The sequence below is a fragment of the Candidatus Hydrogenedentota bacterium genome (assembly GCA_013359265.1).
GTDB lineage: Bacteria > Hydrogenedentota > Hydrogenedentia > Hydrogenedentales > SLHB01 > JABWCD01.
On sequence record JABWCD010000014.1, the window covers coordinates 75,338 to 101,609 of the forward strand.

General features: G+C 60.9%; 18 protein-coding genes and 1 other RNA gene. 8 read left to right on the forward strand and 11 right to left on the reverse strand.

Annotation, left to right across the window (positions count from 1 at the left end; translation table 11 throughout):
* Window position 1 precedes the first annotated feature (1 nt).
* Window positions 2-211 carry a hypothetical protein gene (locus HUU46_14025; GenBank protein NUM54759.1) on the forward strand — a complete coding sequence of 70 codons (210 nt, stop codon included), beginning with the start codon at window positions 2-4 and terminating at the stop codon, window positions 209-211.
* Here the strand turns inward: HUU46_14025 and rnpB are convergent.
* The 7 genes from rnpB to HUU46_14060 all read right to left on the reverse strand — a co-directional run bounded on the left by rnpB (window position 205) and on the right by HUU46_14060 (window position 8,478).
* Window positions 205-573, reverse strand: an RNA gene (gene rnpB, locus HUU46_14030) — RNase P RNA component class A. The two genes, HUU46_14025 and rnpB, sit on opposite strands and share 7 nt — an antisense overlap.
* Before the next feature lie 78 nt (window positions 574-651).
* Window positions 652-3,138: a VCBS repeat-containing protein gene (locus HUU46_14035; GenBank protein NUM54760.1), complete on the reverse strand. Its 2,487-nt coding sequence runs from the start codon at window positions 3,136-3,138 to the stop codon at window positions 652-654.
* A gap of 131 nt (window positions 3,139-3,269) precedes the next feature.
* Window positions 3,270-4,229: a carbon-nitrogen hydrolase family protein gene (locus HUU46_14040; protein NUM54761.1), complete on the reverse strand. Its 960-nt coding sequence runs from the start codon at window positions 4,227-4,229 to the stop codon at window positions 3,270-3,272.
* 271 nt (window positions 4,230-4,500) lie between these two features.
* Entirely contained in the window at window positions 4,501-4,731 is a 231-nt protein-coding gene (locus tag HUU46_14045) for a hypothetical protein (protein ID NUM54762.1), read from the reverse strand.
* Between the two features lie 57 nt (window positions 4,732-4,788).
* Window positions 4,789-6,207 carry an aspartate aminotransferase family protein gene (locus tag HUU46_14050; protein ID NUM54763.1) on the reverse strand — a complete coding sequence of 473 codons (1,419 nt, stop codon included), beginning with the start codon at window positions 6,205-6,207 and terminating at the stop codon, window positions 4,789-4,791.
* Window positions 6,208-6,269: 62 nt separating this feature from the next.
* Window positions 6,270-6,953, reverse strand: a complete 684-nt coding sequence (locus HUU46_14055; protein ID NUM54764.1) for a hypothetical protein — start codon at window positions 6,951-6,953, stop codon at window positions 6,270-6,272.
* The gene (locus HUU46_14060; GenBank protein NUM54765.1) at window positions 6,901-8,478 is read right to left on the reverse strand and encodes a xylulose kinase; all 1,578 of its coding nucleotides are present in this window, start codon (window positions 8,476-8,478) and stop codon (window positions 6,901-6,903) included. Before HUU46_14060 ends, HUU46_14055 begins: the two co-directional genes overlap by 53 nt.
* 168 nt (window positions 8,479-8,646) lie before the next feature.
* On the opposite strand from HUU46_14060, the gene HUU46_14065 reads away from it, so the two are divergent.
* Window positions 8,647-10,110 (forward strand): wax ester/triacylglycerol synthase family O-acyltransferase, encoded by a 1,464-nt coding sequence (locus HUU46_14065; protein ID NUM54766.1) that lies wholly within the window; start codon window positions 8,647-8,649, stop codon window positions 10,108-10,110.
* A gap of 703 nt (window positions 10,111-10,813) precedes the next feature.
* On the forward strand, window positions 10,814-12,136 hold the full coding sequence (locus HUU46_14070) for a Gfo/Idh/MocA family oxidoreductase (protein ID NUM54767.1): 1,323 nt from the start codon (window positions 10,814-10,816) through the stop codon (window positions 12,134-12,136).
* A 48-nt stretch (window positions 12,137-12,184) separates the two neighbouring features.
* Here the strand turns inward: HUU46_14070 and HUU46_14075 are convergent, their stop codons facing one another.
* Window positions 12,185-12,694 carry a DinB family protein gene (locus HUU46_14075; GenBank protein NUM54768.1) on the reverse strand — a complete coding sequence of 170 codons (510 nt, stop codon included), beginning with the start codon at window positions 12,692-12,694 and terminating at the stop codon, window positions 12,185-12,187.
* Between the two features lie 115 nt (window positions 12,695-12,809).
* Between HUU46_14075 and HUU46_14080 the strand changes: the two genes are divergently transcribed.
* The 3 genes from HUU46_14080 (at window position 12,810) to HUU46_14090 (ending at window position 16,548) form a co-directional block, all read left to right on the forward strand.
* Entirely contained in the window at window positions 12,810-13,460 is a 651-nt protein-coding gene (locus tag HUU46_14080) for an MOSC domain-containing protein (protein ID NUM54769.1), read from the forward strand.
* A 94-nt stretch (window positions 13,461-13,554) separates the two neighbouring features.
* Window positions 13,555-14,910, forward strand: coding sequence for a hypothetical protein (locus HUU46_14085; GenBank protein ID NUM54770.1), 1,356 nt, complete (start codon window positions 13,555-13,557; stop codon window positions 14,908-14,910).
* A gap of 69 nt (window positions 14,911-14,979) precedes the next feature.
* A complete protein-coding gene (locus HUU46_14090; GenBank protein NUM54771.1) occupies window positions 14,980-16,548 on the forward strand; it encodes a hypothetical protein in 1,569 nt (522 codons plus the stop codon).
* Window positions 16,549-16,772: 224 nt separating this feature from the next.
* Here HUU46_14090 and HUU46_14095 read toward each other — a convergent pair whose 3' ends face one another.
* The 3 genes from HUU46_14095 to HUU46_14105 all read right to left on the reverse strand — a co-directional run bounded on the left by HUU46_14095 (window position 16,773) and on the right by HUU46_14105 (window position 20,341).
* Entirely contained in the window at window positions 16,773-16,925 is a 153-nt protein-coding gene (locus HUU46_14095; protein NUM54772.1) for a hypothetical protein, read from the reverse strand.
* Window positions 16,922-18,550, reverse strand: a complete 1,629-nt coding sequence (locus HUU46_14100; GenBank protein ID NUM54773.1) for a sodium:solute symporter family protein — start codon at window positions 18,548-18,550, stop codon at window positions 16,922-16,924. Before HUU46_14100 ends, HUU46_14095 begins: the two co-directional genes overlap by 4 nt.
* A gap of 69 nt (window positions 18,551-18,619) precedes the next feature.
* A complete protein-coding gene (locus HUU46_14105; protein NUM54774.1) occupies window positions 18,620-20,341 on the reverse strand; it encodes a DUF4091 domain-containing protein in 1,722 nt (573 codons plus the stop codon).
* A 136-nt stretch (window positions 20,342-20,477) separates the two neighbouring features.
* On the opposite strand from HUU46_14105, the gene HUU46_14110 reads away from it, so the two are divergent.
* Together HUU46_14110 and HUU46_14115 are read left to right on the forward strand one after the other, a co-directional pair.
* Complete coding sequence (locus tag HUU46_14110) at window positions 20,478-24,524, forward strand: protein kinase (protein ID NUM54775.1); 4,047 nt, start codon at window positions 20,478-20,480, stop codon at window positions 24,522-24,524.
* A 281-nt stretch (window positions 24,525-24,805) separates the two neighbouring features.
* Window positions 24,806-26,269 (forward strand): vanadium-dependent haloperoxidase, encoded by a 1,464-nt coding sequence (locus HUU46_14115; GenBank protein ID NUM54776.1) that lies wholly within the window; start codon window positions 24,806-24,808, stop codon window positions 26,267-26,269.
* The last annotated feature ends 3 nt before the right edge of the window (window positions 26,270-26,272 follow it).

Consider the following 26,272-nt stretch of genomic DNA (forward strand, 5'->3'; position numbering starts at 1 on the left):
GCTGTGGATAGACCCGATCGTCGAAGAGATTCGTCAAATCCGCCGCGAACATGCCGCCCGGTTCGGGTATGACATTAAGGCTATCTTCGACGACTTGCGCCGAGGACAAGAAGAGGAGCGTAAGAAGGGACGCCGTATCATCTCCCGGCCATCCAAGACACGACGCAAAGTCGCCACGGCATCCAAAGGGCCGAGAAAACGCAAGTCGTAAGCAGGCCTGTAAGCCGAATTCTGTCTGGGGCCTTGCGGCCCTGAGACGGCCATTCATCTGGGACGCGCGTCGCCGCGCGCCTCAAGCTTCCTACCCGGGAGCGGAACGGGCCGTTCCATTGCTCCCCTATTTGGAATTGCTCCGGGTGGGGTTTGACGAGCCAACCTGTTGCCAGGTTGCTGGTGCGCTCTTACCGCACCATTTCACCCTTGCCGGTCACGCGAAACGCGTAACGTAGGCGGTATGCTTTCTGTTCCACTTTCCGTCGGGTCGCCCCGCCTTGGCGTTACCAAGCACCCTGCCCTGTGGAGTTCGGACTTTCCTCGACGCCACAAGGACGCCGCGGCCGTCCGGCCTGCTTACGAGATAAGTATACCGAAGAAAGGAGTCAGGAGTCAGGAGCCAGAAGTCGGAAGCCATTCGGACCATTCGGAATTCTTTCAACGAACGCAGTAGATTTGGCCGTCCTGGCCGGTGACAAGTATGGAGGCGGTGCCTGAAGCGTCAGTGGCAGCGATGGCCGGGGGACCAATAGCTGCCGGGAAGGAAAGTGACCAAAGAACTGTGCCGGCGCTGTTTTTCGCATCGTGGCCGATGCTGTATAAGGTCGAGCCTGCGGATACTATTGCCTCGTCAATCCCGTCGGAATTGATGTCTGCGCTCGCCGCGCCGGTCGGAGTTTCATTCGTTGGCGGGGCGAGTTTCCAGATTACGGAACCCGTCATCGCATCGTAACAGCGAACGCCATCCGGGTATACGATGCCGATGATTTCTTCCTTGCCATTGCCATCGAAATCGCCGAACGCAAACGTATTTGGCGACGTCCCGACGGCGTCGTGCCACAGCAAGCTTCCGTCGCGTTTGATCGCGCCGGTCATTTGACTGCCCGCCATAACGATCTCCGCGATGCCGTCGCGATCCAGATCGCGTGCGATGGAGATGCCGAAGTATACGGGGTTCGGTCCCACTTGCGGCCAAACGGTGTTCGTGAAGGTGATGTTCGCGCCGGTGTTTCCCGCGAGGGTGTATAACTGGCTTGGGTAGAACGTGGCGGGATCGTCTAAACCATCGTCGTTGAAATCCGCGAGCGCAAACGGTACTCCGCCTACGCCGCGGTTGTGCATTTCGTTCTTTTGCCGGTTGCGCCGCCAGATTTCGCGACCGTCCACACCCGACAACAATGCCGTCTCGTCGCTGTGCATCATCGAACGCCGCACCGTAACGAGCACGTCCTGCCGTTCCCTCGAAGTGAAATGGCCCGCGCGCCACAGTATCGCGCCGCCGGAATTCCACACCGGCGGCGTTCCGGGAATCTGCGCAAAGTCGTGCGTCCACACAACATCGCCTTCGATCTCCCGGGCGACTATCCGCGCGCACCCCGCGGGACTCTGCGTCGCGTAAACCACCTGCCGCCCGCCGTCACCACGCAAATCCGCAACAACGGGCCCAAGCGTCTGCGGCCAGCTTATGCTCTGGCCGCGGCCAGATACCCGCCAGGCCGTTTCTAATTCCTTGCCGTCAACACGGAACGCCACGATGGACTCGCCGTGCCCGCACGCGATCACATAGCGGGACTTAGACCGTTCGCAGTACGCAACGGCGACGGGCGCTGTGGCAACCGGCGCCTTTCGCGATTCAATTACCGTCACGCTGGCGTTCGAGACTTCAAGGTGCGCGGACGGTTCGTCTGCGTAAACCGCGCGCGCCAGCGTAGCGCCAGAGTCGCCAATCGCAATCGCGTCGATATCCTCGCCGCGCGCTTCGTACACCGGTGCGAAACCGGACTCGCTCCATCGCGACATCACAAGCGATTTCTGACGCGTCGAACCGGCTCGTCTAAAGACCGCGAACGCGCCGTCCCCGGCACTGCGCACGAGCGCAGTGCGATTCGCGAACGTTGCACCGCTGTTGATATTGAGTGAAAGCGGCTTTTCCGACATTTGCCAGCCACATGTTGCGTCTTCCCAGGCGGTGTCCCAATGCCCGTTTCGATAATCGAGAATAAACGCACCTGCCGTTTCCGGAACGCCATTGCCACTGCACCGCGTTGCGAGCAACTCCGCCGCGCCGTCGCTGTCCACGTCAACGACACCACTTAAGAACACGTTCGTCCACTCGGCACGCACATCGCCCGTCATCCCGTCATGGACCGTAATGGCCCACGCCGCCGCGGCGCGATCGTTGTACCCGCACGCGATGATCTCTTTCTTCCCGTCGCCATCCACGTCGGTGACGCAATCGGGGTTTACGCGCAGAATTTTCCGCGGATCGGAGATGTCCAACTCGATGGGCCGCTGCCAGAGCAACGTCAGCTTCCCATCGCGAAATCCCAGCACATCGATGTGTTTCGCGAAATCCGCCATCACGACGAATTCCTGCGTTCCGTTTCCGTCGAGATCGTGCGCGCCGAAATACCCGTAGCTGCGGCCCTCGGTAAACCGGCACGCGTACTTCTGCTCACCCGTCGCTGCATCGAGAACGATCAATTGCCACCAAGGGAGGAACGCAAGGTCCAGTTTCCCGTCCGCGTCGAAGTCGCCCGCGATCGGCAGCATCTGCACCGAATCGCCGAAGTCCTGCCTTGCTGTCTCCCACACCTGCGACCATGCGCCGTTTTCCCACGCGAAACACGCGACTGTTCCGGTGCGGCGCACTTCGAACTTTTCCAGCCCCGGAAGGTCCGGCAGCGCGTCCGCATACGTCACGTGCGCATCGCGCGGGATGGATTGGTCGCGTCCTGCGACATTTCCATGCGGCGGTCGCAGCCCCCAGTGGTCGGACGAGGCATAATCCGGAACCGGGGCGTTCGCCAGGGTGGGAAGTTTCACAACAGTCGTTTCGGTGGAAGGAGTGATCGCCAAATACGACTCGATACTGCCGATGCCATGTTTCCAAACAACGGTGGGCGCGGTGATATTGCCCTTCAACGGAGAATGTGCATCCAGTCCGGCATTGCGTCCGGCGCACGGCCATTCGCCGGCAAGCGGGAATTCAGCATGCGCGTGTGGTATTGACAGTAAGATTACGACGAGACGCAGGAGAGGAGAACTGCGCGCGATCATTTCGCCGATCGCGCGACGTTTTCTTGACGCATCGCGTCGATCTTCTTCCTGCTTGCCGACTTGTAATCGCGCAGTTCGGTCATGCCGTATTCTTTAGCAAGCGCCCGGGCACTTGCGCCCGGCTTTGTCGACCGCAGGACAAACCACTGCTCCTTGTCGAGCCATTTTTCTTGCGCGACCTCACCGGTGTGTTCTTTCAAAAGCCGATCGCGTCCGTCCATATTAAAGTTCTGGTGATAGATTCCCCGGTCGAGATCGAGCGTGATCCGCGACACGTTGATATCGTCGCGCTTTTCGCTGAGCAGCAACTCGCCGGTGATGTCGTAGACGATGCAATCCGCCAGCAGCGTGGACGTCACGATATAGAAGTGATGGTTCAGCGCGTGCGCCTGCAACGATGATCCCGCGGAATACGCGCTTGGCCAGACCACGATTTCCGCGCCCTTGTCCGCTAACTGCTGCCATACGTCCGGGAAGTTCACGTCGAAACAAATCGCGATCCCCAGCTTGCCGAAGTCCGTGTCGAACACGGGAACGTCGGTACCCGGCGTTACCGGAGGTTTCAGGTCGTACTCCGAGAAGTACGGGTACACCTTGTCATACATGCCCGCCACGCTACCCGCGCGATCGATCAACACCGCCGTGTTCAGCCGCGTCGTTCCCTTCATCCGATCGATTGGACAGACGACATACGTCTTATGCTCTCGCGCAACCGCCTGCATCGCCTGGATCGCAGGACCGTCTACGGCCTCCGGTTTTTCATTGCCCGTGCACGTCTCCGGCAATACAATCAGGTCCGCGCCTTTGGCTGCCTCTCGCTTTACGACATCCAGAAATTGCGCTACCGGCCTTGCGCTGAATCCAATACTCACAATGCGAACATTTCGATTACCAGTTGCTTCGACTTGAATCGCGAGCACCAAGGCGGTCAGGACACATATTGCCGTTCTCATCATGTTATTCTCCCGGGCGGCTACTGATTGCGGAGAAGTTGATCGTAATCGCCGTGTGACCCAATCCAAATCCACGTAATTGAGTCGTTTTCAACCAACCCAACCGCACGCCACCCCTTCCCAATACGCACGGAATGTAACGGCTCATTAGCATGAATGCGTTCGAAGTGTTGACTTGGATGCATCGTATTGGTCCACCAAGGCCTGTAGGATCTTCGCGCGAGTGTCTTCACGTCATTCGGCAGTCGTTTGAACATTGCCCGGAAGCCGTCCGTTAAGATCGACTTCGCAGTTCGTCTATTCCGGCTTCCCTAACCCGACCATATTGTGCGTCTTCGCGCGCTTCCTTTGTCATGCGCGACAGGACTTCCTGTGAATTCGAAAACGCATCGTCCCAGCGCTGTTCGTCAGCCAACTCCTCCATGATCAATGCGGCAATCGCGTCCTGCTCTTCGTCAGAAATGACCTGGAGCGCTGCAATTGCTTTCTCAAGTGCTTGTGTCATGGATTAAGTCTCCAGCAGATGCTGTAATTATAGCGCCTTCTTTCACCGAAAAGTGATCTAGACTTGATAATACATGTCCATAAAGCTCTTCAGCAGATCGTGCACGACTGCCCGATCCGGGACCGTCGCCGCCATGCCGTAGATTGGCGCCATGCCGCCTTCGGGATTCGGGTGTGCCTTCACGTGCGCGACGGCGTCCTTCAGATCCCGAATGAACCGTTCGGCGACTCCCGGCTGCGCGTGACGCAGCGTGGGGCTGACGTGGATGCCCGGCGGGAACTGAAGTCCCGTGAGCGCCCAGCCCTTTGCGGACATCGCATCGAGCAGTTCGTAAGAGTTAATTTGATCCGAACCAAAGGCGAACACCCCGACCGATTCGCCGAAGAGCTGCAGTTCAGGAATCAAACGCACCCCCGCCTTCATCACATCGACCGCATCCAGGATGGATTTCGTCGCGTTGAGGTAACCGTCTTCGCCCATGGTCACTAGCGCCGCCCAACACGCCGCGCTCAACCCGCCCGGCCGGCTGCCCGCGAACGTGGGGGAGTGGTAGAGGCCGCCGGGCCAATCCGACGTCGTGAAGTACTGGTGCCGGCGCAATTCCGCGTTGCGATACAGCACCACCGACGTGCCTTTTGCGGCGTACCCGTACTTGTGCGTGTCGCACGTCATCGACGTGACACCCGGCACACGAAAATCGAACGGCGGTACCGGATGCCCCAACTTCTCCGCCCACGGCAGCAGGAACCCGCCGAGGCAGGAATCGGTATGAAAACCGATGCCACGCTCACGTGCCAGTTCGGCCAATTGTTCAATCGGATCGATCGTCCCGTACGGAAAATTTGGAGCGGAGCCGATCATGACCACGGTATTCTTCGTGATCGCTGCTTCGGCGGCTTTCACATCCGCGCGGAACGCCGCATCGAGCGGATACTTCGCCTGCTTGATCCCAAAATACTGCGCTGCTTTGTCGAAGGCGGGATGCGCCGACACGGGAATTACCATCTCTGGTTCGGTGATATCCTTTGTCGCGCGGCCCCAATCGCGGTAGGTCTTCATCGCGAGCATAATGCTCTCGGTCCCGCCGGATGACACGCACCCGCACACACCGCCCTCGCTCCCAACGGGCGCGCCCGTTGCCTCGCCGTTGAGCATGTGCGCGACCATCGACACGATTTCCGCTTCGTACTTGAACGCGCTCGGCCAGATGTCCGCGTGCAATTGGTTTGCCTGCGAATTCAGCGCGTACACCTTGTTAAGGAATTCAATGTGTTCTTGCCCGCCGTGATACACCGAGCCGGACGCGTACCCCTCGCGCCAGCGCTTCTCCTCGAGCCCCGCAATCGTTTCCATTTCCTGTAGCACATCCGCGCGGCTCACCCCCGCCGCCGGCAACTTCGCATGACTGCTAAACTTCCCGCGATACGGGTGCAGCGCTTGTTCCAGATCGAGCGGGCCGTGCCCATTGTCCGACATCTATTAACTCCTCTCGCGATTCGCAGCAGAGCGGATTATCCGCGTACTGCCGGTTGCTTGCCCTACTTTTGGCTATTCTGCAGGATGGGTCCATATCTCACTGCGATTACTTTGCCCGTCGTCGCCGAAACAGTAATTTCGACATTGGCCATATTTGACGGGTCGTGTGTATTGTCTTGTGTCGAGACTCGCCACGAACGGCCCGTCGACAAATCCTCCAATTTCAGTTCGTACTCAACGCGCGATGTAGACAGGCCATAATACCGCAGGACGGGTTCGGCCGCCGCCCACGCCGTGGCCTCCGGCACGTCCTCATCTACTTCGGCTGCAAACCCAGGCGGACCATGAAAAGGGTCGCCTGTAATGAATGCAGTCACCATCCCGTCCGATTCTCGTGCTTTTATTGCGCTCCCCCGCAATACCGGAAGGCTGGTCGGTTCCCAATAGATAGATGCTTCCGGCAAAGCAAGCGAGGGCGAACCACGGCGTCTTATGGAGACACTCGACTCCGTTGGTAACTTGTGACCCAGCGCGGCAAAGAATCTTTGAAGACCTTCGCGTTGTGCCGAAGTCGGCGCGATCAAATCTTCAGGGTTCGGTGGGTAGCATTCTGGGGGATGTCCGCACCCGCAATAGCACATGGCCACGATGAAGATTGCGCGCGCGCCATTGGCCCACTCATGTTTGTGCGAACTATTTGTGTTGAACGCCATTGATCCGCCGAAACATACTTTTGTTCCCGCCATAGAATGACTCAAACTCCTTAAACATACGTCCATATACTAAGCGGTTTTCGTTGCAGGGCAAGTACGTTTTTTGCACTTGAACGGCGGCAGATACTTCCTCGAATGTAATGTATTTCAGCGCCATCGCCGCGAGCAGCGCGGCCCCGCGCACATTCGCCTGGCGCGGTTCCTCGATTTGGCGGATCGGTCTGTCCAACACGTCCGCCATGATCTGACACCACGTGCCCGACTGCGCGCCGCCACCGATGAAACTGAGCGACTCGAAGCGCCGCCCGATGAACTTCTCGACGTGCGGCAACAGCCACCGCAAATTGTACGACACCCCTTCCATCACCGCCCGACAGAAATGCGCGCGCGTCGTCTTCAGCGTCTGGTTCACGAATGCGCTGCGCGTGTAATGGTCGTCCACCGGCGTCATCGCGCCCGTAAGAAATGGCGTGAACATCAGCCCGTCGCTTCCCGGCGGAACGGTCTTCGCCAGATCGTTCATTTGCTCGAAGGCATCCGCCGGCGCCTCGCCAGGCGCGAAGAGAACATTGTCCTTCAGCCACTTAAAACATTCTCCGCCGGTGCCCTGCTGCGCCATCACGATATTGCGCCCGGGGATTGCCGCCGGCACCGTCGTCAGCATGTGGAAGATATCGAGTTTCTTCCACGGCACATGGCACGCGAGCCACGATGTGGTTCCCACGTACACGTGCCCTTCGTAATCGCGCACCGCGCCGGAGCCGATGGTGCACGAGTGATTGTCGCCCGTTCCGACTATCACCTGCACATCGGTGTGCAGTCCCAATTCATTCGCAGCGCGCTCGGTCAAATTGCCCAACACCGTCAAGGGCGGCACGAGGTCCGCCAACTTCTCGCGGTCGATGCCTGCCATCTTCATCAATCCGTCGTGATAGAGAAGCCTGTTCGCGTCGCGCATGTCTGCCACCCACAGCGCAAACACCCCGCCGTAACACGCAGCGAACCTGCCGGTAAGCCGGTGCGTGAAAAAGTCCATCGGTTCGAGCAGTTTGTGCGCTGCCCGATACACGTCGGGCCGGTCGTTTTTCAGAAACAACACGTGCGCGAGCGAATCATTTCCCGAATCCTGCGGCATTCCGCCCGTAATCCGGAGCCAGCGCCACAACTTTACCGGACCACATCCCGCAATCTTGATTGGGCTGTCCCTCAGCGCCTTGCAATACTTCGCGCCGCGCGTGTCCATCCAGCAGATCGCGTTCGAGACCGGCTCGCCGTCCTTGTCCACCGGCACGGTCAGCGACCACTGCGTCGTCACACTCGCGGCTACGATATCCTCGCGCGGCACTTCGCTTCGCTCCAAAATCCTCCGCGTCGCGCGCACCGCGGAATTCCACCACTCGTTGGCGTCCTGCTCCGCGCCGCCGTCCGGCGTGAACGTGATCGCAAGGTCCTCCGTCTCGTGCGCAACGATTTCCCCGCGCGTGGACACCAGCGCGATCTTCGGCCCGCCCGTACCCAGGTCGATGGCAAGCACGAATTTTGTAGCGGAATTCGACATGCTTCAGTTCACCCCTCGTCGGCGCATTGTACGTATCCCCACTGCGCTTGTCAGCCCGCGATGGCCTCTACGTGTAGACGGTTTACGTCCACACAAGTATTCAACTTGCAACTTTTCCCGATTCGTTCTACCCTGATTATGTCTACGGGCCAACTTGGGGGACCCACAATGGCCCACACGAAACTGCCGCGCCGTTTCAGCGCGCTCGACGCGATCTTCATTGACATCGAATCCCCCGTCGCGCCGATGCATATTGGGAGCGTCTGTATCTACGACGGACGCATCTCGCTCGCGCGCTTTGTGAAGCACGTCGCGTCCCGCCTGCACCTGCTCCCGCGCTACCGGCAGGTTATGGTTCCGACTCCGCTGCACCTCGGCTATCCGACCTGGCGCGCCGATCCGGACTTCGACATTTTCCGGCACATCTTCGAGGTCACTGCGCCGGCGCAATGCACGGTATCGCAACTGAGTGCCTTGTCCGGGCGCATCCTTGGCAAGATGCTCGACCGCGACAAGCCGCTGTGGGAACTCTATCTCGTCAACGGGCTCGAGGGCGGCCGCTCCGCCATCATTTCAAAAGTGCATCACTGCCTCGCCGATGGGATAACCGGCGTCGAGCTAGGCGCTGTCATGCACGACCACCGACGCAAGCCGATAGACGTTCCCGTCACCGACAACCGTCCGCGTCGAAATGACGTTTCGGCCCGTCCCATCCTCGACGCGCTCTGGGACACCGCTGTCGAAGAAGTGACTCGTTGGACGGAAGCCAAGCAAGGCGCGGCAAAGTTCCTCGAATCGTTGTCGTTCGACACCACCCTCACCACATGGAAAGAGGTCTTGGGTGTCGTCCGCACCTTCTCGTTGCCTATCGATCGGATGCCGTTCAACGCCCACCGCCTCTCCGGCAGGAAGCGCCTCGCGTGGTGCGAACACTCCTTTGCGGAAGTCCGCGCGGTCCGCGCGGCGCTTGGCGGCACGGTCAACGACGTCATGCTCACCGTCGTCGGCTTGGCTGTCCGCCGCTACCTGAAGGCGCACGGCGTCCGCCCCGACCGCAAGACGCTCCGCGTCATGGTTCCCGTCAGTCTCCGTCACGAACACGAGCGCGGCCAGATGGGCAACCGAGTCTCGATGCTGCCCGTGCAAATCCCGCTCGGGATCGACGACCCCATCGAACTGTTTGAACGCGTCCACGCGCACACGACGCGCCTGAAGGAAATACACATCGCCCACGCGCTGCATGGCGCCCTTCGCGCCATTCAGGCCGGTCCAATGCTCCAGTCCGCGGTGGGCCGCCTCACGCGCATGCCTGCTGTTTCGACGTTGCTCACTACGTTCTCCGGCTTCCCGGCGATCAACACCGTTGTCACGAATGTACCTGGCCCCCAAATCCCTCTGTACCTCCTTGGCCGCCGCATGACGGCCTACTATCCGTACCTTCCTGTCGCGCCCGAGGTCAGCGTCACCTTCGGCATCCTCACCTACAACCAGACCCTCGCGGTGTCCGTGATTGCCGATGCCGCGGCGATGCCCGACATCGCGCGCATGCGCCGCCACCTCGAAACGGCGTACGGCGCACTCCGCACCGCCGCAGGCGTCCCCGAGCGCCCTCACGTGCCCGTGCACTTGTGAGGTGCCCTCATCTCTTAGCCCACCGCGTTGCACTCGGAAAGCGAGTAGCGAATAGCGAGTGGGGAACGAGGGGGAAAGTGTGAAGGTGTGAAGGGAAGAAGGTGTCAAAGAAATGCGAAACGACCCCTGTTTGGTTGACAAAACAAAGGAGAAGTAAGAGTGAAATGAGGTGACAATGCGGGCAAAAGTCGGCAGTGGCAACCCCGTATGCACCGGAAGCTCTATGATGTAGACAAGTGATTCACCCTCGTTTCGCAAAAGTCGGAATCCCACCCCATTCGCGTGTCTTGTGGTCAATCCAGTGCAACACGCTGGCCTATGGAATAGGGGCACGGAAGACTCCGTCGCCGCATTGCGAACAATCACGCGACCATGTGGAGTGCGGTAGCAGAGTCCACCGAGGCTTTGCGAAGATGGACGGCGCTACCGCTTTGGTCCTCACAGCGCTGCTCTCTGGAATGGTGCGGTGTCTGTCGGCCCGGGACCCGGCTCCGCCGGAAGCCAAGGCGGCAGCGCCATCCGAAGCGGACTCTGCTGCCGCACTCCATAGGAGTACCTGGCTATGCGGAGTGACTTGAAGTAGCCCGTGTAGCAGCGATTGGCAATGCCGGCATGCGTTTCACTACCATGTCGGCATCCTTGGCTGCGGAGCGCGAATCCGCAGCCGAAACGTGTCCACGACCCACAAGGGGAGTTAGTTCTCATGAAGGAATCGACCTCTGAACATCCGTCCCGCCGGGACTTTATTCGCGTCGCGGGCAGCGCGGCGGCCGTCGCCGCGACGACCCGCATACTCGCGGCAAACTCCGTCTACGCGGCGGAGAATAGCGCCCTCCGCATCGGTTTGTCCGGTAGCGGCAACCGGGGCACGGGTGCGGCGCAACAGGCGTTGATGGCCGATCCGAATACGAAACTGGTCGCGATGGGCGATCTGTTCGCGGACAAGATTGACGGGGCGGTGAACAAGCTGAAGAGCTATAGCCCGATCGCCGACCGGGTCCAGGTGGACAAGGATCACATGTTCACCGGGTTCGACGCGTATAAGAAGGTCATCGATTCGTGCGACGTTCTGGTAATGGGGGAGACGCCGGCGTTTCGTCCGATGATCCTGCGCTACGCCGTCGAGCAGGGCAAACACTGCTTCGTGGAAAAGCCGATTGCAGTCGATCCGGCCGGCGTGCGGTCTGTCCTTGAAAGCTGCGAGATGGCGAAAGCAAAGAACCTATCGATTGTCTCCGGCCTGTGCTACCGCTACCACTTCGCCAAGCGCGACATCATGAAGCACATCCACGACGGCGACATCGGCGATATCGTCGCGATGGAGACAAAGTACAACACCGGCACGCCGTGGCCGCCGAAGGACCGATTGCCCGAATGGTCGGACATGGAGTTCCAGTGCCGCAACTGGTACTTCTACGATTGGCTGTCCGGCGACTTCAACGTCGAGCAGCATATCCACAGCCTCGATAAGCTCGCGTGGGCCATGGGCGACGTGACGCCCGTGAAGGTGTGGGCGAACGGCGGGCGCGCGGTCCGCACGGACGCGAAGTTCGGGAACATCTACGATCATTTCAACGCGGTGTACGAATACGCGAACGGCGTGCGCGCGTACAGCTCGTGCCGGCAGTGGGACAACACGGACACGGACGTGAACGATCATGTGATGGGCACGAAAGGGATCGCACATCTGCAGGACCACAAAATCGAGTACCGCGACGGCAAGACGTGGCAGCACGAACCGACGGAAAAAGACGACATGTACCAGAACGAGCACAACGAGCTGTTTGCGTCGATCCGCAAGGGCGAACCGATCAACAATGGCGACTACATGTGCAAAAGCACGATGATGGGCATCGCCGCGCGCATGGCCGCCTACACCGGCCGCATTCTCACGTGGGAGGAAGTCTGGAACAGCCCCTACAACACGATGCCCGAGAAGCTCGAGTTCGGGCCCATTGCGGCGCCGGCGCTGGCGCGGCCGGGCGAGACGAAATTGCCGTTCGGCGAGAAGCCGAAGCAAGCATAACGGACTTGCACACAGGGCGGCGCCACGCGGCGCCGCCCTGTGCGCTGCTTATTGTCCCATTGCCGTTTCGTCCGCGGTGGGGCCGTACACCTGCGGCAGCGGCACGTCCTTCAGTCGAAGATACACGGTCAATTGCCCGCGATGGTGTACGGAGTGGTTCAGTATGAACGAACGAATCACGACAACGCGCGGCATGGACATCATGACGTTGCCGTCCGGCGTTTTCATGCTCCACGTCTTCATCATGTGCTCGTTCGAGGCGCCCTTCATCGCGGCGGCGGCATTCGCGACGTTTTTGTCGAACGCCGCAAGGACTTCCGCCTTGTTCGCGCCGACATACGGTTTGAACGTCGCCATGTCCATAACCCAAACGTCGTCGTTCATCGTGCCTTCGGCCCACCAGTGGATTTCCGCAAGGTGCGATGCGAGCTCGCCCATGCTCATGGATTTTGCGTGCGGCTTCCAGGCCCAATGTTCGTCCGGGACGCGTTCGAGTACTTTGCGGGTCACGCCCGACTCGTGTTGGTATTCTTGAAGAATTGCGTCGATGATGTTCATGGAGGTCTCCTTTGTTGCCTGACAATCCGCAGCTTGCGTTAGTATACCGGATCAAATGCGTTGTCATAGCGCAATGAACAGTTAGTTTTGCGTCAGCGAATCGGTAAGGATTCCCATGCGTCTGATTTCCCTCAATGTGTCGCTGCCCCGGACGGTCGCGGGACCGAAGGGGCCCGTCGAGACGGGCATTTTCAAGGAGCCGGTCGAAGGCCGCGTGGCGGTGCGGAAGCTCAACATCGATGGCGACGGCCAGGCTGATTTGCGGTTCCACGGCGGCGCCGATAAGGCCGTCTACGCGTATCCGGTCGAGCACTACGCGTTTTGGAAGACAGAACTTCAGCGCGAGCGTATGCCCTTCGGATTGTTCGGCGAGAACCTGACGGTCGAGGGCATGCTCGAGCGCAACGTGTGTATCGGCGATACGTTCCGCGCCGGTACCGCGGTGGTGCAGGTGACGCAGCCGCGCGTACCGTGCTTCAAGCTCGGCATCAAAATGGGTGACGCCGCATTCGTGAAACGCTTTCTTCGCAGCCGCCGCAGCGGATTCTACCTGCGCGTGGTCGAAGAAGGTGATGTTGCGGCGGGCGACGCGATCGAGTTGATCGAGGCGGACCCTCACGGGCTCTCGGTGCATGACGTCCACATCATCCACTTTTCCGACACCGATGCAATAGATGTAGACGGCATTCGCCGCGCGTTGTCCGTGCCTGCGCTCTCCGGCGAGTGGCGCACGGAGCTCGACGAGATTCTGGCGCGCCACCAGTAGATTTGCCTCCCTCCGCGTACGGCTCCACAATCACTGCGCGCTCGTGTATCATTCGTTAGAAATCTACTTGTATTGACGGGGGAACTCAGACCGCATGCCTGCAACACAACACGTCATAGAGCTTCAGTTGAACGACTTCGATCCGGGTGTCCGGCGGCAAGCGCTGGAAACCCTGTGGGACCGCGCGCGCATGGGCGACATCGAATTGCCTCCCATGGGCCGCGCCGTAAACCTGCATTGCCACACCTTCTTTTCATTCAATGGCTATGGGTTGTCGCCGTCCGCCGTCGCATGGAAGGCGCGCGTAAACGGGCTGGCGGCGGTGGGTTTGGTCGATTTCGACGTGTTGGACGGCATCGACGAGTTCTTCTCCGCGTGCGCGATGCTGGGCCTACGCGCGTGCGCGGGGTTGGAGACGCGCATCTACGTGCCGGAGTACGGCGCGCACGAGATCAACTCGCCGGGCGAGCCGGGCATCGCGTATTTCATGGGCGCGGGATTCGTCTCGTCGAAACTGCACGAACCGGGACTGCTGCCGATGCTGAAACAGACGGCGCAGTCGCGCACGCGCGCGATCGTCGAGCGCGTAAACGCCGTGCTTGGCGCGGTAGCGTTGGACTACGAGAACGACGTGCTGACGCTGACGCCGAACGGCAATCCGACCGAGCGGCATGTGTGTATCGCGTACGACAACAAGTCGCAGCAACGGTTCCCCGACGAAAAGATCCGCGCGGAGTTTTGGTCGCGGACGTTGGACGCGCCGGGCGACAAACTGATCGGCATGTTTCAGGATCCGCCCGTGTTTCAGGCGCTGATTCGCTCCAAAGTCATGAAAGCGGGCGGCGCGGGATATGTGAAGCCGGAAGGACCGGACTTTCCGGTGCTGAAGGACGTGGCCAGATTTTTCGCGGGCGCGGGGGCGGTACCCACGTACGCGTGGTTGGACGGTACAAGTTCGGGCGAGCGGGACATGGCGGCCATGCTCGATCTGATGCAGGCCAACGGTGTTGCGGCGGTGAATATCATTCCCGATCGCAATTGGAATATCACCGACCCTGATGCGCGCGCAAAGAAAGTCCGATTGTTGCACGAATTTGTTGCGCTCGCGCACGATCGAGATATGCCCATTCTCGTCGGGACCGAAATCAACGCGTACGGCCAACGGCTCGCGGACGATTTCGCCGCAGCCGAGATGCAACCGCTGGCGGAGCCTGCGTATGAGGCGGCAATGATTTTCCATGGCCATACGGTGTTGGAGCGCGAGCAGGGGATGGGCTGCGTCAGCGACTGGGCGAAGGCACGCTTCGCGACCGCGAAGGAGCGTAACTCGTTTTATCGCACCATCGGCGAGTTGGCGGTCCCGGGCGCGACGGGCGTTTTCGCGGCCGTAGGCCCCGAGATGTCACCTTCGCACGTCCTTGCGACGTTACAGATGTCGAGTAAGAAATGATCGCGCGTGGCGTAACGGGGGAGCCATTCGCGTATACTGTGTAGTGAAGTACGGAGAAGGGGAAGAGCCATGTTGCGCCGCAGTTTGTGGGGGTTCGCAGGATTACTGGCCGCGGTTCCCTGCGCCTTGGCGGGAATCGGCAGCGTTTCGCTGATCGACGCGTCCGGCCTCGAATTCCTTATAAATACCGATGTCACCTTTGCGACGAGCTCGAACGCCTCGGGCGCGGCGCTGGACGCTGCGTTCACGGGCGCGGTGGCGGCGACGACGAGCGGAGGGGGGACTACTTCCACCGCTCTCACGGACGCGTTCAACGGGTACAGCAATCTGTTCGTCGATGGAACCGGCTATAACCTGAACGGCGCGGTCGAGTTCGTTTGCGATGGACGCGAGATCGAGTTCGCGCCGCAAACGATCGGTTCGCTGAGAGTGCAGCGCAAGGTGTTCGTGCCCGACGACGATTCGTTCTGCCGTTGGCTCAACATCATCAAGAATAACGGCGGCGACACGACGGCTTCGCTGCTGATATTGAACAATCTGGGATCGGAATCGGACACCGTAATCGCGGCGACGTCGCAGGCGCCGCTGGTGGCGACAACCGCGGATGACTGGGTCGTTTCGTACGAGGATTACACGGCCGGCAAGTCGCCCGATCCGCGGCTGAGCCACGTGTTTCAGGGGCCGAACCGGCGCCAGGGAATATCGAGTATTACGTTCGCGAACGGCAACGGGCAGCCGTTCTGGGAGTACGAGATCGACATCAATGCCGGCGCAACGGTGATTGTGATGAACCTCGTGAGCGGACAGCCCAGCATCGCCGAGGCCATCGCGAAGGCAGAGGAACTGGCGCTTGTGCCGGAGACCGCGGTCGCGTGTTTGTCGGACACCGAACGGTCGCAGGTCGTGAACTTCGATGTGACCGAACCCACGTGCACGATGACATCGAGTTCAAGCAACCCGACGAACCTGACGACCATTCCGGTGACGGTGACGTTCAGCGAGCCGGTTACGGGATTCACGAAAACCGATATCGTTCCGACGAACGCGACAGTCAAGAACTTTGATGGCAGCGGCGCCGTGTACACGTTCAACCTCGTACCGTTGAGCAGCGGGCTCGTCGCGGCGGATATCGGTAGCGGCGTGGCAGAAGACGCGGGCGGCAATCCGAACCGGGAAGCGGAGACGTTTTCGCGATCGCTCGATGGGATTGGGCCAACCGTAGCAATGTCCTCGACGACGCCGGAACCGAGCAACATCACGCGAATTATCGACGTGACGGCGACGTTCAGCGAGCCGGTGAGCGACTTCACCGCCGCGGACATCACGCTCGTGAATTGCACGCTCGAAGGCTTCGCGGCCGCCTCGAAGGCGTACACGCAGTTCGATTTCAGGTTGCTTCCAGCCCGTATCACCGGGCAGGTGGGCGCGGACATCGCGGCGGGTGTTGCGCACGACGCGGCGGGCAATCCGAACAGCGCGGCGGAACCGTTCCGCCACACCGTGGGCCCGGGTTTCTCATGTATCGGCACGACGACATCGAAGGCCGCGCCAAGCAAAGCGAGCTTGGCGGAAATCGCGCCGATCGCCGCGGTGATGCTAATCCTGTCGACGGCGGCGTACCGCCGGAAGAAGAATTAGAGCAATTCAAGATTGAGCACACCGTCTGTTTCGTGCTCCTGTCCGTGAGTCGTCACCCGCCCTCCGTAGCCCTGCTGCTTCGGAGGGTAAAGGAGGGTCGTACGCGCACTCGATACTCGAAAAGATCGAGTACGATGACGAGCACGCGGTGCAGCCGGCTGTGAAACGCTCTTGACCGGCACGAACACGTCACGGCGGCGTCAACGGCCGCGCAGAAGCGGAGGTCATTCCGCCGAATTCCCTTGCTCGCGAAGCCGCTTCAGCATTCCCTGAATGTCGATAACGCCTTTGATCGCGACGTAAACGGTAATGGTCGAGTACCACGCCACGCACGCCATCGTCAGCCAGAACCAGAACCAGTGTCCGCCCGTGTTCATGTGTGCGCTCCTTTCGGCGTAATCGCATTCTTCAACAACGAGCCAACAACCATCGCAACTCCGGCCAGTATGTACGCCGCGATGCCGGAGACGTTCGCGCCAATCCACTTCGCGAAGGGTTCAGTCGCGTCGATTTGCTCCAGCACGAGGAAGAGCACGGGGAAGATCGCGCCGACAATGATCGCTCCGGCGGCGCCCCAGTCGTTTGCGTCCTTCCAGTAGCAGCAGGCAATGAGCAGCGTAGACATGCTCGCCAAGTATATCGTTCCGGTCACGCCGAGATAGGTCCAGAGATCGCCTTTCAACTCGAACCAGAGTCCGTAGCAGAGCAGGAACACGCCAATGAGCGCAACAATCGTGCGGCTCCAGAGCAGTCCCCGCCTTTCGCTCCAGACGCCTTTCCGGAACGGCGCGAGGATATCGTTGTAGATGACGCTGCTCCAGGTGAGCATGTACGACGAATCGGTGGACATGTCCGCGGCGAGCATCGCTGCGATAACGAGGCCGGTCAGTCCGATCGGCACGCTGAGATTAAGGAACAGCGGCATGGCGTGGAGTGTCGAGTAGGTTTTTCCGCCCGCCACAAACTGATGGTTTGCCGCGTCAACGACGGTTGGCGCGAGCACGGCAAGCGCGGCAATGCCCCAAATCGCGGGAATGAGAAAGCGGCACACAAAGAAGAAGCTTGTGCGCGTATAGATTTTGCGGCCGGTTGCCGTGTCTTTTGCCGCGAGCAGGCGCTGGATGGTGGTCTGCCACGTCAGCACCGCGGCGGTATTGAGGAAGGCCTGAAAGATGACGTACGACCAGCCCATCGTGGGGTTCACGAAGGGATTGAACCCGCCTGCACCGTGATGCGTGCTGACCGTATTGACCAGGTTTGTCCATCCGACATTGACGAGAATCAGCACGGTTACGGCGAGAAGCCCGATACTCATCACGACAAACTGGAGAAAGTCGGTGACCAACACGGACAACATTCCGCCGAGAATGGTGTAGACGGCGACGGCGACAAGCAGCGCCGTCATCATCAATTCGAGCTTGTGCGCCTGAAACCAGTTCTCTTCCGGAGGAGCGGCGGTCGCCGCCGTTGCGGGCGCATCCGCGGGCGTTTCCATCGCCGCGCCATCACCAGCCGCTGCAACGATGGCGGACTGGTCGCCGAGGCCCGTCGCGTTGATCAGAAATTCGCCGCCGGTGCGTAGAAACACGCCCATGTTGAGCAGACCGCCAAGCACTATCACAACGCCCGCAAGCCATCGTATGCGCGAGCCGAAGCGCTGCTGAAACAATTCGGGAATGGTCATCACACCTGCGTCGCGCAGCGGCTTCACGCAAAAGCCGGTGTATCCAATGAGGAACATTGCGGCAGCCTGCAGAATCCCCGGCACCGCGCCCGCAAAGCCCTTCTCGAATCCGTTTTGCGCGGTGTACATGCACGTCACGATGCCGAATTCGGTTGCGGCGAGGGACGCGATGCCGAGGTAGAGGTTCATCTCGCGTCCGGCAATCAGGAACTGCTCGACCTTCCCGACGTACTTGCGCACGGCAATGCCCGCGACCATCGTCACGACGATGTACAGACCCACGATGCTGCCGTCAATCGGCCAACTGAAATTGCTCATGCGCGCACCCCTCTCCGCACCACCCCAAGGCGATTGGTCACGGAAATGTATCGTGTTCGCGGCGACCGGTCAACGTTTCGCGGCGAGGATGGCCTGGGCCAGGCGCTCGCGGAGCGCGGGTATCGCGAGCGGGTCCTGGTTCCACGTCCCCCACGTGGGCACCGCCTCGCGAACGATCGCGTCGGCTTCCTCACGCTTGCCGAGCGAGGCAAGCAGGGCGAAATACTCGTAGTCCTCCATGCCGTCGCGAAGCGCCTTCAGTCGAATGGACGCGACCGGCCCCTCGATGCCCGCATCCGTGCCGGGATAGAGCAGCGCACCTTCGCCGTTCCAGCGCACGCGGAAGCCGGGGTCCTGCCACGGATTCCGGTCCGGCGATCCCCAGTACACGGAAGACCAGTAAAGCAGCCCGGTGATGCCATAGCGCCAGTTCAGCCACGGCGCGATACGATACGACGCGAGCGGGAAATCGATTGCCCAGAACGGCGGCAGATCGTTCGCGACCTTTTCGTACTCGGGGTGATACGGCGGCGCCGTCTGCACAAGCGCGGTGTAGCTCCACACGGTGCCGCCCTGCTTTGTGAGGCGGTCGATGCTGGCGCCATCGACAAAACCGAATAGCGGGCACCAGATATCGATTGAGTCTTCGAGCGTTCCCCATGCGGGGTCTTGCGTATAGGTCTGTTCCACAACCAGGCGGCGGATACGCGGCTCCGCTTCGCGTACAAGGGCGCCCAGTTCCCGGACGCGCTCGTAGGCCTCCGCCGTGTTCGGCTCATCGAGCATGTAGAGGTAGGACCGGTCGGCCCAGCCATTGTCCGCGAGAAAGGCGTACCAGGAACGATAGAACGCGAGCGCCTTCGCGCGGTCGGACGTTTCGTTGAAGGGGGCGTGCGGAATCTCGATGTTGGTGACGTTGAACTTCGATACGAACGCAGTGATGTTGTCCTTTGCGGCAGTGTCGAAAGAAACCGATCCGTCCTCACCCGGCCGGGGACACAACCGTCGCGGCAAAGAGGGATTAATCCGATGATCGGCGAACATTTGGGAGTAGCGTTCCTCGATATCGAGGTACGCGTCGCTTCCTTGTTCGACTTTATGATACGAGGCGACGCGGTCTGCACCGCCGAAATGGTTCTCGTGTGTTGGACCAGACGGGAGCGCGAAATCCCAAACCGTCAGGGTAATTGGAAGCTCGGCCAGCGATTCCTTCGCGCGCACGCGCAGGGTCGCCGTGTATTCTCCGGGGGCGGCGTCTGCGGGCGCCTTCACGTCGAGCCAGAGCGGTTGATGCTGCCCCGGCCAAACCTCGAACGGCACCGCGCCAAACGGCGCGCCTTCAAGCTTCTCGCCGTCCCACTTCGGCGCCGCGTTCTTTTGGCCCGCATATGGATCGATGAGTGGGACAAGCGGATCGGGCGTTAGCCCCGGCGGTTCGGTCGCGCGTGGCGCCGAATACCGGACCGGCACGTAGGAAACGCGGTACAACGTCGATGCTTGCGGAGGCAGTTGGGCTCCAGCCGCGTTTGAGAAGGGGCCAATTTCCGCGTCTACCCCGGTGAGGCGGCCGCCTTTCGCCGTGACGACGACCTGCAGCGATTCGAACTCGCCGCGCGCCGCGTGAAGTGTCGCGGATGTCTGCGACGGGATCGTGCCGTCCATCCGTACGCGCACCGTTGCGGGTACCGGCGTCAGTTCCATTGTCGAATCTTGCGCGAACACGAAGCCAGTTACGAAGGTGTTCGCGACACACCATGCGAGCGCGAATCGCAATACGATTACGTGATTCATGAGCATTTCCCCCGATGGCGACCAGACGATTCTAGCAGAACGCTTACCGCGAACCCGCTGGAACGAATCGGCCCCAAACCGTTAGTGTTGTCTGGGTTAAGGCGCACGGCCCATCGGCAAGGGAAACGTCCGCGAGATGGAACAAGACCGGAATTTGCTCTTCGGCGTGTTGGCTGTTCAGCTCGGCAAGGTCACGTCCAGCCGGTTGATGCAGGCGGCCGCGGCGTGGGCAATCGATCCTGCGACGCCGCTTGACGCGCGGCTCGTCGAACAAGGCGCACTCACGCAGCAGGATCACGACTTGATCGATCGCCTTGTTGGCGAGGCCATTCGCGCGCATTCCGGAGACGCGAAGGCCACGCTGAACACGTTCGGCGGCGCGGAGCAGGTCGTGAAAACGTTTGGCGGGGCTGTCGCGATCACGGACGAGGGCGTGCGCCCGGTCGCGCCATCGCCGGACGCAACGGTTGCGATCGCGCCACCGCCGGAAACCGGTGTGCTCGAAACGCCGAACCGGTACAAGGCCATCAGCGAGCAGGGCCGCGGGGGATACGGCCGCGTGCTGCTGGTCCACGATCAATTCATGGCGCGCGACGTAGCGTTGAAGGAACTGATCCCGCCGTCGAACGAACCGATCGGGTCGAATGTGCCGACGCCGAGCCGCGAATCGATCGAAGCGGTTTCGCGTTTCCTTCAGGAGGCGCGTATCACCGGACAGCTCGAGCACCCTTCGATCGTGCCGGTATACGAGCTTGGCCATCGCGAGGACGGTGCGCTGTACTACACGATGAAGCTTGTGCGCGGGCAAACGCTGAGCAAGGAACTTTCCAACCGCAAGACGCTGCGCGAACGGCTCGAGTTGCTGCCGCGCTACCTCGATCTGTGCCACGCGATCGCCTACGCGCATGATCGCGGCGTCATCCACCGCGACATCAAACCCGACAACGTAATGATTGGCAGCTTCGGTGAAACGGTCGTCATCGATTGGGGGTTGGCGAAGCTGAAGGGCCGTGCGGACGTATACGCGGCCGAATTGAAGGCGACGGCGCAGGCGCTGAAGGAAGGCCCGGCGGGGCCGGGCGCGCAAACCCTGTACGGCACCATCCTCGGCACACCGCACTACATGGCGCCGGAACAGGCGCGCGGCGATATCGACAGCGTGGACGAGCGGTCGGACGTTTACGCGCTCGGCGCCGTGTTGTACATGTTGCTGACTGGCACGCGGCCTTACGACAAGGCGCCGCTTCAGAATGTGATTCTTCACATCAACCTCCCGCCACTTGCGTCGGCCGCGGAACTGGCGCCGGGTGCGCCGCCCGAACTCGTGACCATCTGCAATAAGGCGCTCGAAACGAAACAGGCCGATCGCTATCAGAACGCGGCGGAGATCGCGGGCGAAATTCAGCGGTTCATGTCGGGCGCGCTGGTGGAATCGCACGAGTACACGGTGCGCGACCAGGTGCGGCGGTTCGTGCGGAAGTACAAGGCGCAAGTGGTGACTGCGAGCGTCGCGCTCGCCGCGCTGCTCACGGTAGCAATCGTGTCGTACGTGCAGATACTGCAAGCCAACGCGAACGAACGAAACCAGCGGCTCGCGGCCGAGGAGGCGAAACAACTCGCTGTCGAAAAAGGCGAGCAGGAAGCGGAAGCGCGGGGGCTCGCGGAGCGTGAGTTGTACGTAAGCAACGTGCGCCTCGCCTACCAGAGCGTTCAAGACAATCAATTCGACGCGGCGCGCGCATTGCTGGCCGCATGTCCACCCACGCACCGGAATTGGGAGTGGGGATATCTCGCGCAAGCATGTAATCAAGACCTTGCGACGCTTCAAGGACACGCTGCGCCGGTGCTCGATGTCGCCGTCAGCCGGGACGGCGCCATCGCCGCATCCGGAGATTCCACGGGAACGGTAATTGTGTGGGACGTGGTGTCGGGCAACGAGCGGCGTCGCGCAAAAGCGATGGATGGCCCCGTGATTTCGCTGAGCTTCAGTCCGGACGGGCAATCGTTGGCCGTAGCGGGGAAGGCGAAGGAGGTGTCCATTTGCAGCGTCGAGACGCTTGAGCAGCGGTTTTCCCTGGCAGGCCACGGCGCGGCGGTTAACGCGGTGGCATACAGCGCGGACGGCCGGGCGCTGGCGACTGCGTCCAGCGACGATACCGTGCGGATTTGGAACCTCGACACACACGAATCGACAGCCGTGCTTTCCGAGCATTTGAACGATGTCGTTGCCGTAGCGTGGGCGCCGGGCAAGCCGTACCTGGTGAGCGGATCGCTCGACAATTCACTTGCCGTGTGGGATACGGCCGCGTGGAGCGTGGTCCGCCGCATGGACGGGCACACGAATGACGTCAATTGTCTGGCGATTTCGCCCGACGGCGAACGCGTCGCGAGCGGTGGCGCGGACGGCAACGTGATAGTCTGGAGCATCGCGGATGGAACGCGAATTCAAACCAGACAATTCGGCGCGGACATTCGAGACCTCAGCTTTGCGCCGGACGGGAAGCGGATTGCTGTCGCGCCCGACGGCGCGGTCGCGCAGATGGTTCCCGCGGCCGGCGATGCAGGAGTGTCGTATTCGCTTTGCGGGCATTCGGCAACGGTGACCGGCGTGGCGTTTCTTCCATCGGGCGACCAAGTGTTGACCGCGAGCGAGGATTCAACCGCTAAACTCTGGCACGCGCCCACTGAGCTTGCGGGGCCGGCGCGGCTCCCTGCAGGTGCGACAACTCAAGAATTATTCCTTGCCGATCGGGATTCTCGCCGGTACGTCATCGCGTCCACGCTGGGAAAGTGCGGCGTGTACGATTCGCAAAAAGGAGAAGTCACGGCGGTCATAGAAGATCTGGGTACGACTGGACTGGGCGGCCGATTGTGGGGATTCTCGCCACTGGGCAGGTATTTGCTCTATACCGGCGAAGACAATCGCCCCAAGGTCTGCAATCTAGTCGACGGCTCGACCGTCGAATTGAAGTTGAAAGGCGCGCCGTTCAATCCCGGGTTCGCACAAAAGTCCGATCGCGTCGCGATCGCCTCGACCTCGGGCGAGATCGAAACCTACGACGCGAATACCGGCGATATGGTGAGCGCGTTTTCGGCCGGCCAACCCAGCACGCACAATCTGCCCTTCTTCAGCGCGGACGATTCCAAAGTGTTCACGATTGCGATGGACAAGACGGAAAGCGAGATCGCGATGTTCGATGCGAGTACGGGTCAGCCGCTATGGAAGGCGATGTATCCCGGGGGAAGCACGGATGCGGCATTCGCTCCTCACGTCGAACGTATCTTTGTCTCCGGCAGCGCGGGACTGCGAGTGTACGACATTCCGAACGGCGAGGAACTGACGGCGCAATACGAATTCCCGAGACTTGCGCTCGGTGCAATCGCGTTTTCGTCCGCGGGCGAGCGCATCGTCGCGGAACTCGACGATCTTAGACTTATCGTGCTCGACGGCGTTACCGGACGCGAGATACTCCGCCTCGATCGCGACACGCCAAATGCCCCGGCGCAACGCCTGAGTCACGCGGGGTTGAGCTTTAGCAGCGATGGACGGCAACTACACATCGTGTCGACCGATCGACAAGGTCTCGCGACGTGGACGGAATTCTCCGCGTTCGAATGGAGCGACAGCCGGCTTTCCGGCGACGCCGCGAAGCCAATCGTGGAACGCATTGAGCAGTACAAGAGACTGAACCGTGCGGACCGGCTTTCTGCAGCGGTGCGGCGGGACAACGCGTTGAAGTGGGTGAGCGCCGAGGCCGCGGAGATCGCGGCGCACGCCGCGTCGGTGTCGGTCAAGGGCGAAGCAGACCCGTTCGCAAACGCGACCGTGAAAGAGTGGGACATCTCGCCGGGGCAGTGGACCATGCTGCTCCAAATGGGCCGAAACCGCCTCAAGCAATTGCGCGACGTTCACGGGTATCGCGGGATGAAGGCGGCCAGCGATCTCGTTCTGGACAAAACGCTGGCGGATTTCCTCTCCGTGCTGGGCTTCGAGAACAACGACATTATCGTGCGCATAAACGGCAGTTCGACCCCGGGGTACGACATGTTCATCGAGGCGTTAGAAACGGCCCAGCGGGAGAACCTGGACAAGATCACCTGCCACTTCTATCGATCGGGTCAACCGATGATTCACGTGTACTACCGCACGGAACCCGCCGCAAAGGCCCCCTCTGTACCGTAGCGCGTTACGCCATACCAAGTCTTGGTGTAGAATTGCCGTGGGACCATCATGAAGGCAAAGGGGAGTTTGCGTCCATGGACAACAATGGTATTGGTTCCAGCGAGGAAAGCCCACAATCGAATACATCATGGAGCCGGCGCGCGTTTCTCGCGGGGATTGGCGGGGCCGCTGCCGCATCGGCCCAATCCTCTGCTTTAGAGACGTCGAGCGACGCAGACGACGTCGCGCCAGAGAAGGGTGACCCGCTGGAGCCCGAAGGCCGCAGCAAACGCGCGTGCCGGTTGCGCACCAAAGCCGCCACGTACCAGCGCGACCTCCCGATCCCGACTCACCTTGCGAACGGAGCGGAAGAGGACTATCCGTACATCGCGAATTTCTGCAAAGGGTTGCCGCACAAGGCGAATGGAGAAGTGAAAGACGCGGCGTATCTGGCGTTGCTCGCGGCGTTGTCCGGCGACGACCTCGCCTTGTTCGAGGCGATTTCTTTGGGCGGAGATCGGCCGCTGCGTAATCCGCAGGCCGGCATGGCGTTCGATATGGAAGGGCCGGACGCCCACCACGTCACGATGCCGCCCGCGCCGCGCATCGATTCGGCCGAAAACTCCGCGGAAATGTGCGAGCTGTATTGGATGGCGCTCGCGCGCGACGTGCATTTCTCGGACTACGATTCCGATTCGACCATCGCAGATGCGTGCGCCGACATGTCGGCACTCTCGGATTTCCGGGGGCCCACGGAGTCCGGCGTCATAAACCCCGCGAACATTTTCCGTGGGAGCACGCCTGGCGACCTCGCGGGACCGTACCTGTCGCAGTTTCTGTTGAAGAAAGTCCCGTATGGGACGCTGTCGATCGCCCAGCGCCAGCAGACCGTCATGCCTGGCATCGATTACATGACGGATTTCAGTTCGTGGCTGGCGATCCAGAACGGCGTGAACCCGGCGACTGGCAACGCGACCGATTCCACGCGGCGGTTTATTCGCAACGGGCGCGATCTTGCCGCGTACGTTCAGATCGACGCGCTGTACGAGGCCTATCTGAACGCCTGCCTCATCTTGCTGGGGATGGGCGCGCCGTTCGACGCAGGAAATCCTTACGCCGCTTCGACCACGACGGATTCGTTCGGCACGTTTGGCGGTCCACACATTCTCAGCCTCGTGACCGAAGTGGCGACGCGCGCGCTGAAGGCCGTGTGGTTCCAGAAGTGGTACGTACACCGGCGCCTGCGGCCGGAAGAGTTCGGCGGGCGCGTCCACCAACATTTGGTGGGTGCGAAAAACTACCCGATCGATTCCGAGATTCTGGATTCACTGGCCGTGCAGGCCACGTTCGATCTCTATGGCACGTACCTATTGCCGCAGGGATACCCCGAGGGATCGCCGCTCCATCCGGCCTACGGCGCCGGCCACGCGACCGTTGCAGGCGCCTGTGTGACCATCCTGAAGGCTTGGTTTGACGAATCGTTCGTGTTGCCGGACCCGGTCGTCGCAAACGCAGACGGCTCGGATTTGGAACCGTACACCGGGCCGGACGTTTTGACAGTTGGCGGAGAGCTCAATAAAGTTGCCGCCAATATAGCGTCGGGGCGCAATTTTGCGGGTATCCATTGGCGCTCGGACTATTGGGAGGCGGTCAAACTCGGGGAGGCCGTCGCGCTTGGGATTCTGCGAGACCAGCGCAAATGCTACTTCGAGGACTTCAGCGGATTTACGCTAACGAAGTTCGACGGCACGACCGTAACGGTGTAACGT

Coding starts and splice junctions, on each gene's coding strand:
- HUU46_14060 (NUM54765.1), bottom strand. CDS start 8,478: ATGTCGAATTCCGCTACAAAATTCGTGCTTGCCATCGACCTGGGTACG.
- HUU46_14045 (NUM54762.1), bottom strand. CDS start 4,731: ATGACACAAGCACTTGAGAAAGCAATTGCAGCGCTCCAGGTCATTTCT.
- HUU46_14090 (NUM54771.1), top strand. CDS start 14,980: ATGTTGCGCCGCAGTTTGTGGGGGTTCGCAGGATTACTGGCCGCGGTT.
- HUU46_14040 (NUM54761.1), bottom strand. CDS start 4,229: ATGATGAGAACGGCAATATGTGTCCTGACCGCCTTGGTGCTCGCGATT.
- HUU46_14055 (NUM54764.1), bottom strand. CDS start 6,953: ATGGCGGGAACAAAAGTATGTTTCGGCGGATCAATGGCGTTCAACACA.
- HUU46_14110 (NUM54775.1), top strand. CDS start 20,478: ATGGAACAAGACCGGAATTTGCTCTTCGGCGTGTTGGCTGTTCAGCTC.
- HUU46_14065 (NUM54766.1), top strand. CDS start 8,647: ATGGCCCACACGAAACTGCCGCGCCGTTTCAGCGCGCTCGACGCGATC.
- HUU46_14050 (NUM54763.1), bottom strand. CDS start 6,207: ATGTCGGACAATGGGCACGGCCCGCTCGATCTGGAACAAGCGCTGCAC.
- HUU46_14085 (NUM54770.1), top strand. CDS start 13,555: ATGCCTGCAACACAACACGTCATAGAGCTTCAGTTGAACGACTTCGAT.
- HUU46_14075 (NUM54768.1), bottom strand. CDS start 12,694: ATGAACATCATCGACGCAATTCTTCAAGAATACCAACACGAGTCGGGC.
- HUU46_14080 (NUM54769.1), top strand. CDS start 12,810: ATGCGTCTGATTTCCCTCAATGTGTCGCTGCCCCGGACGGTCGCGGGA.
- HUU46_14070 (NUM54767.1), top strand. CDS start 10,814: ATGAAGGAATCGACCTCTGAACATCCGTCCCGCCGGGACTTTATTCGC.
- HUU46_14100 (NUM54773.1), bottom strand. CDS start 18,550: ATGAGCAATTTCAGTTGGCCGATTGACGGCAGCATCGTGGGTCTGTAC.
- HUU46_14095 (NUM54772.1), bottom strand. CDS start 16,925: ATGAACACGGGCGGACACTGGTTCTGGTTCTGGCTGACGATGGCGTGC.
- HUU46_14105 (NUM54774.1), bottom strand. CDS start 20,341: ATGAATCACGTAATCGTATTGCGATTCGCGCTCGCATGGTGTGTCGCG.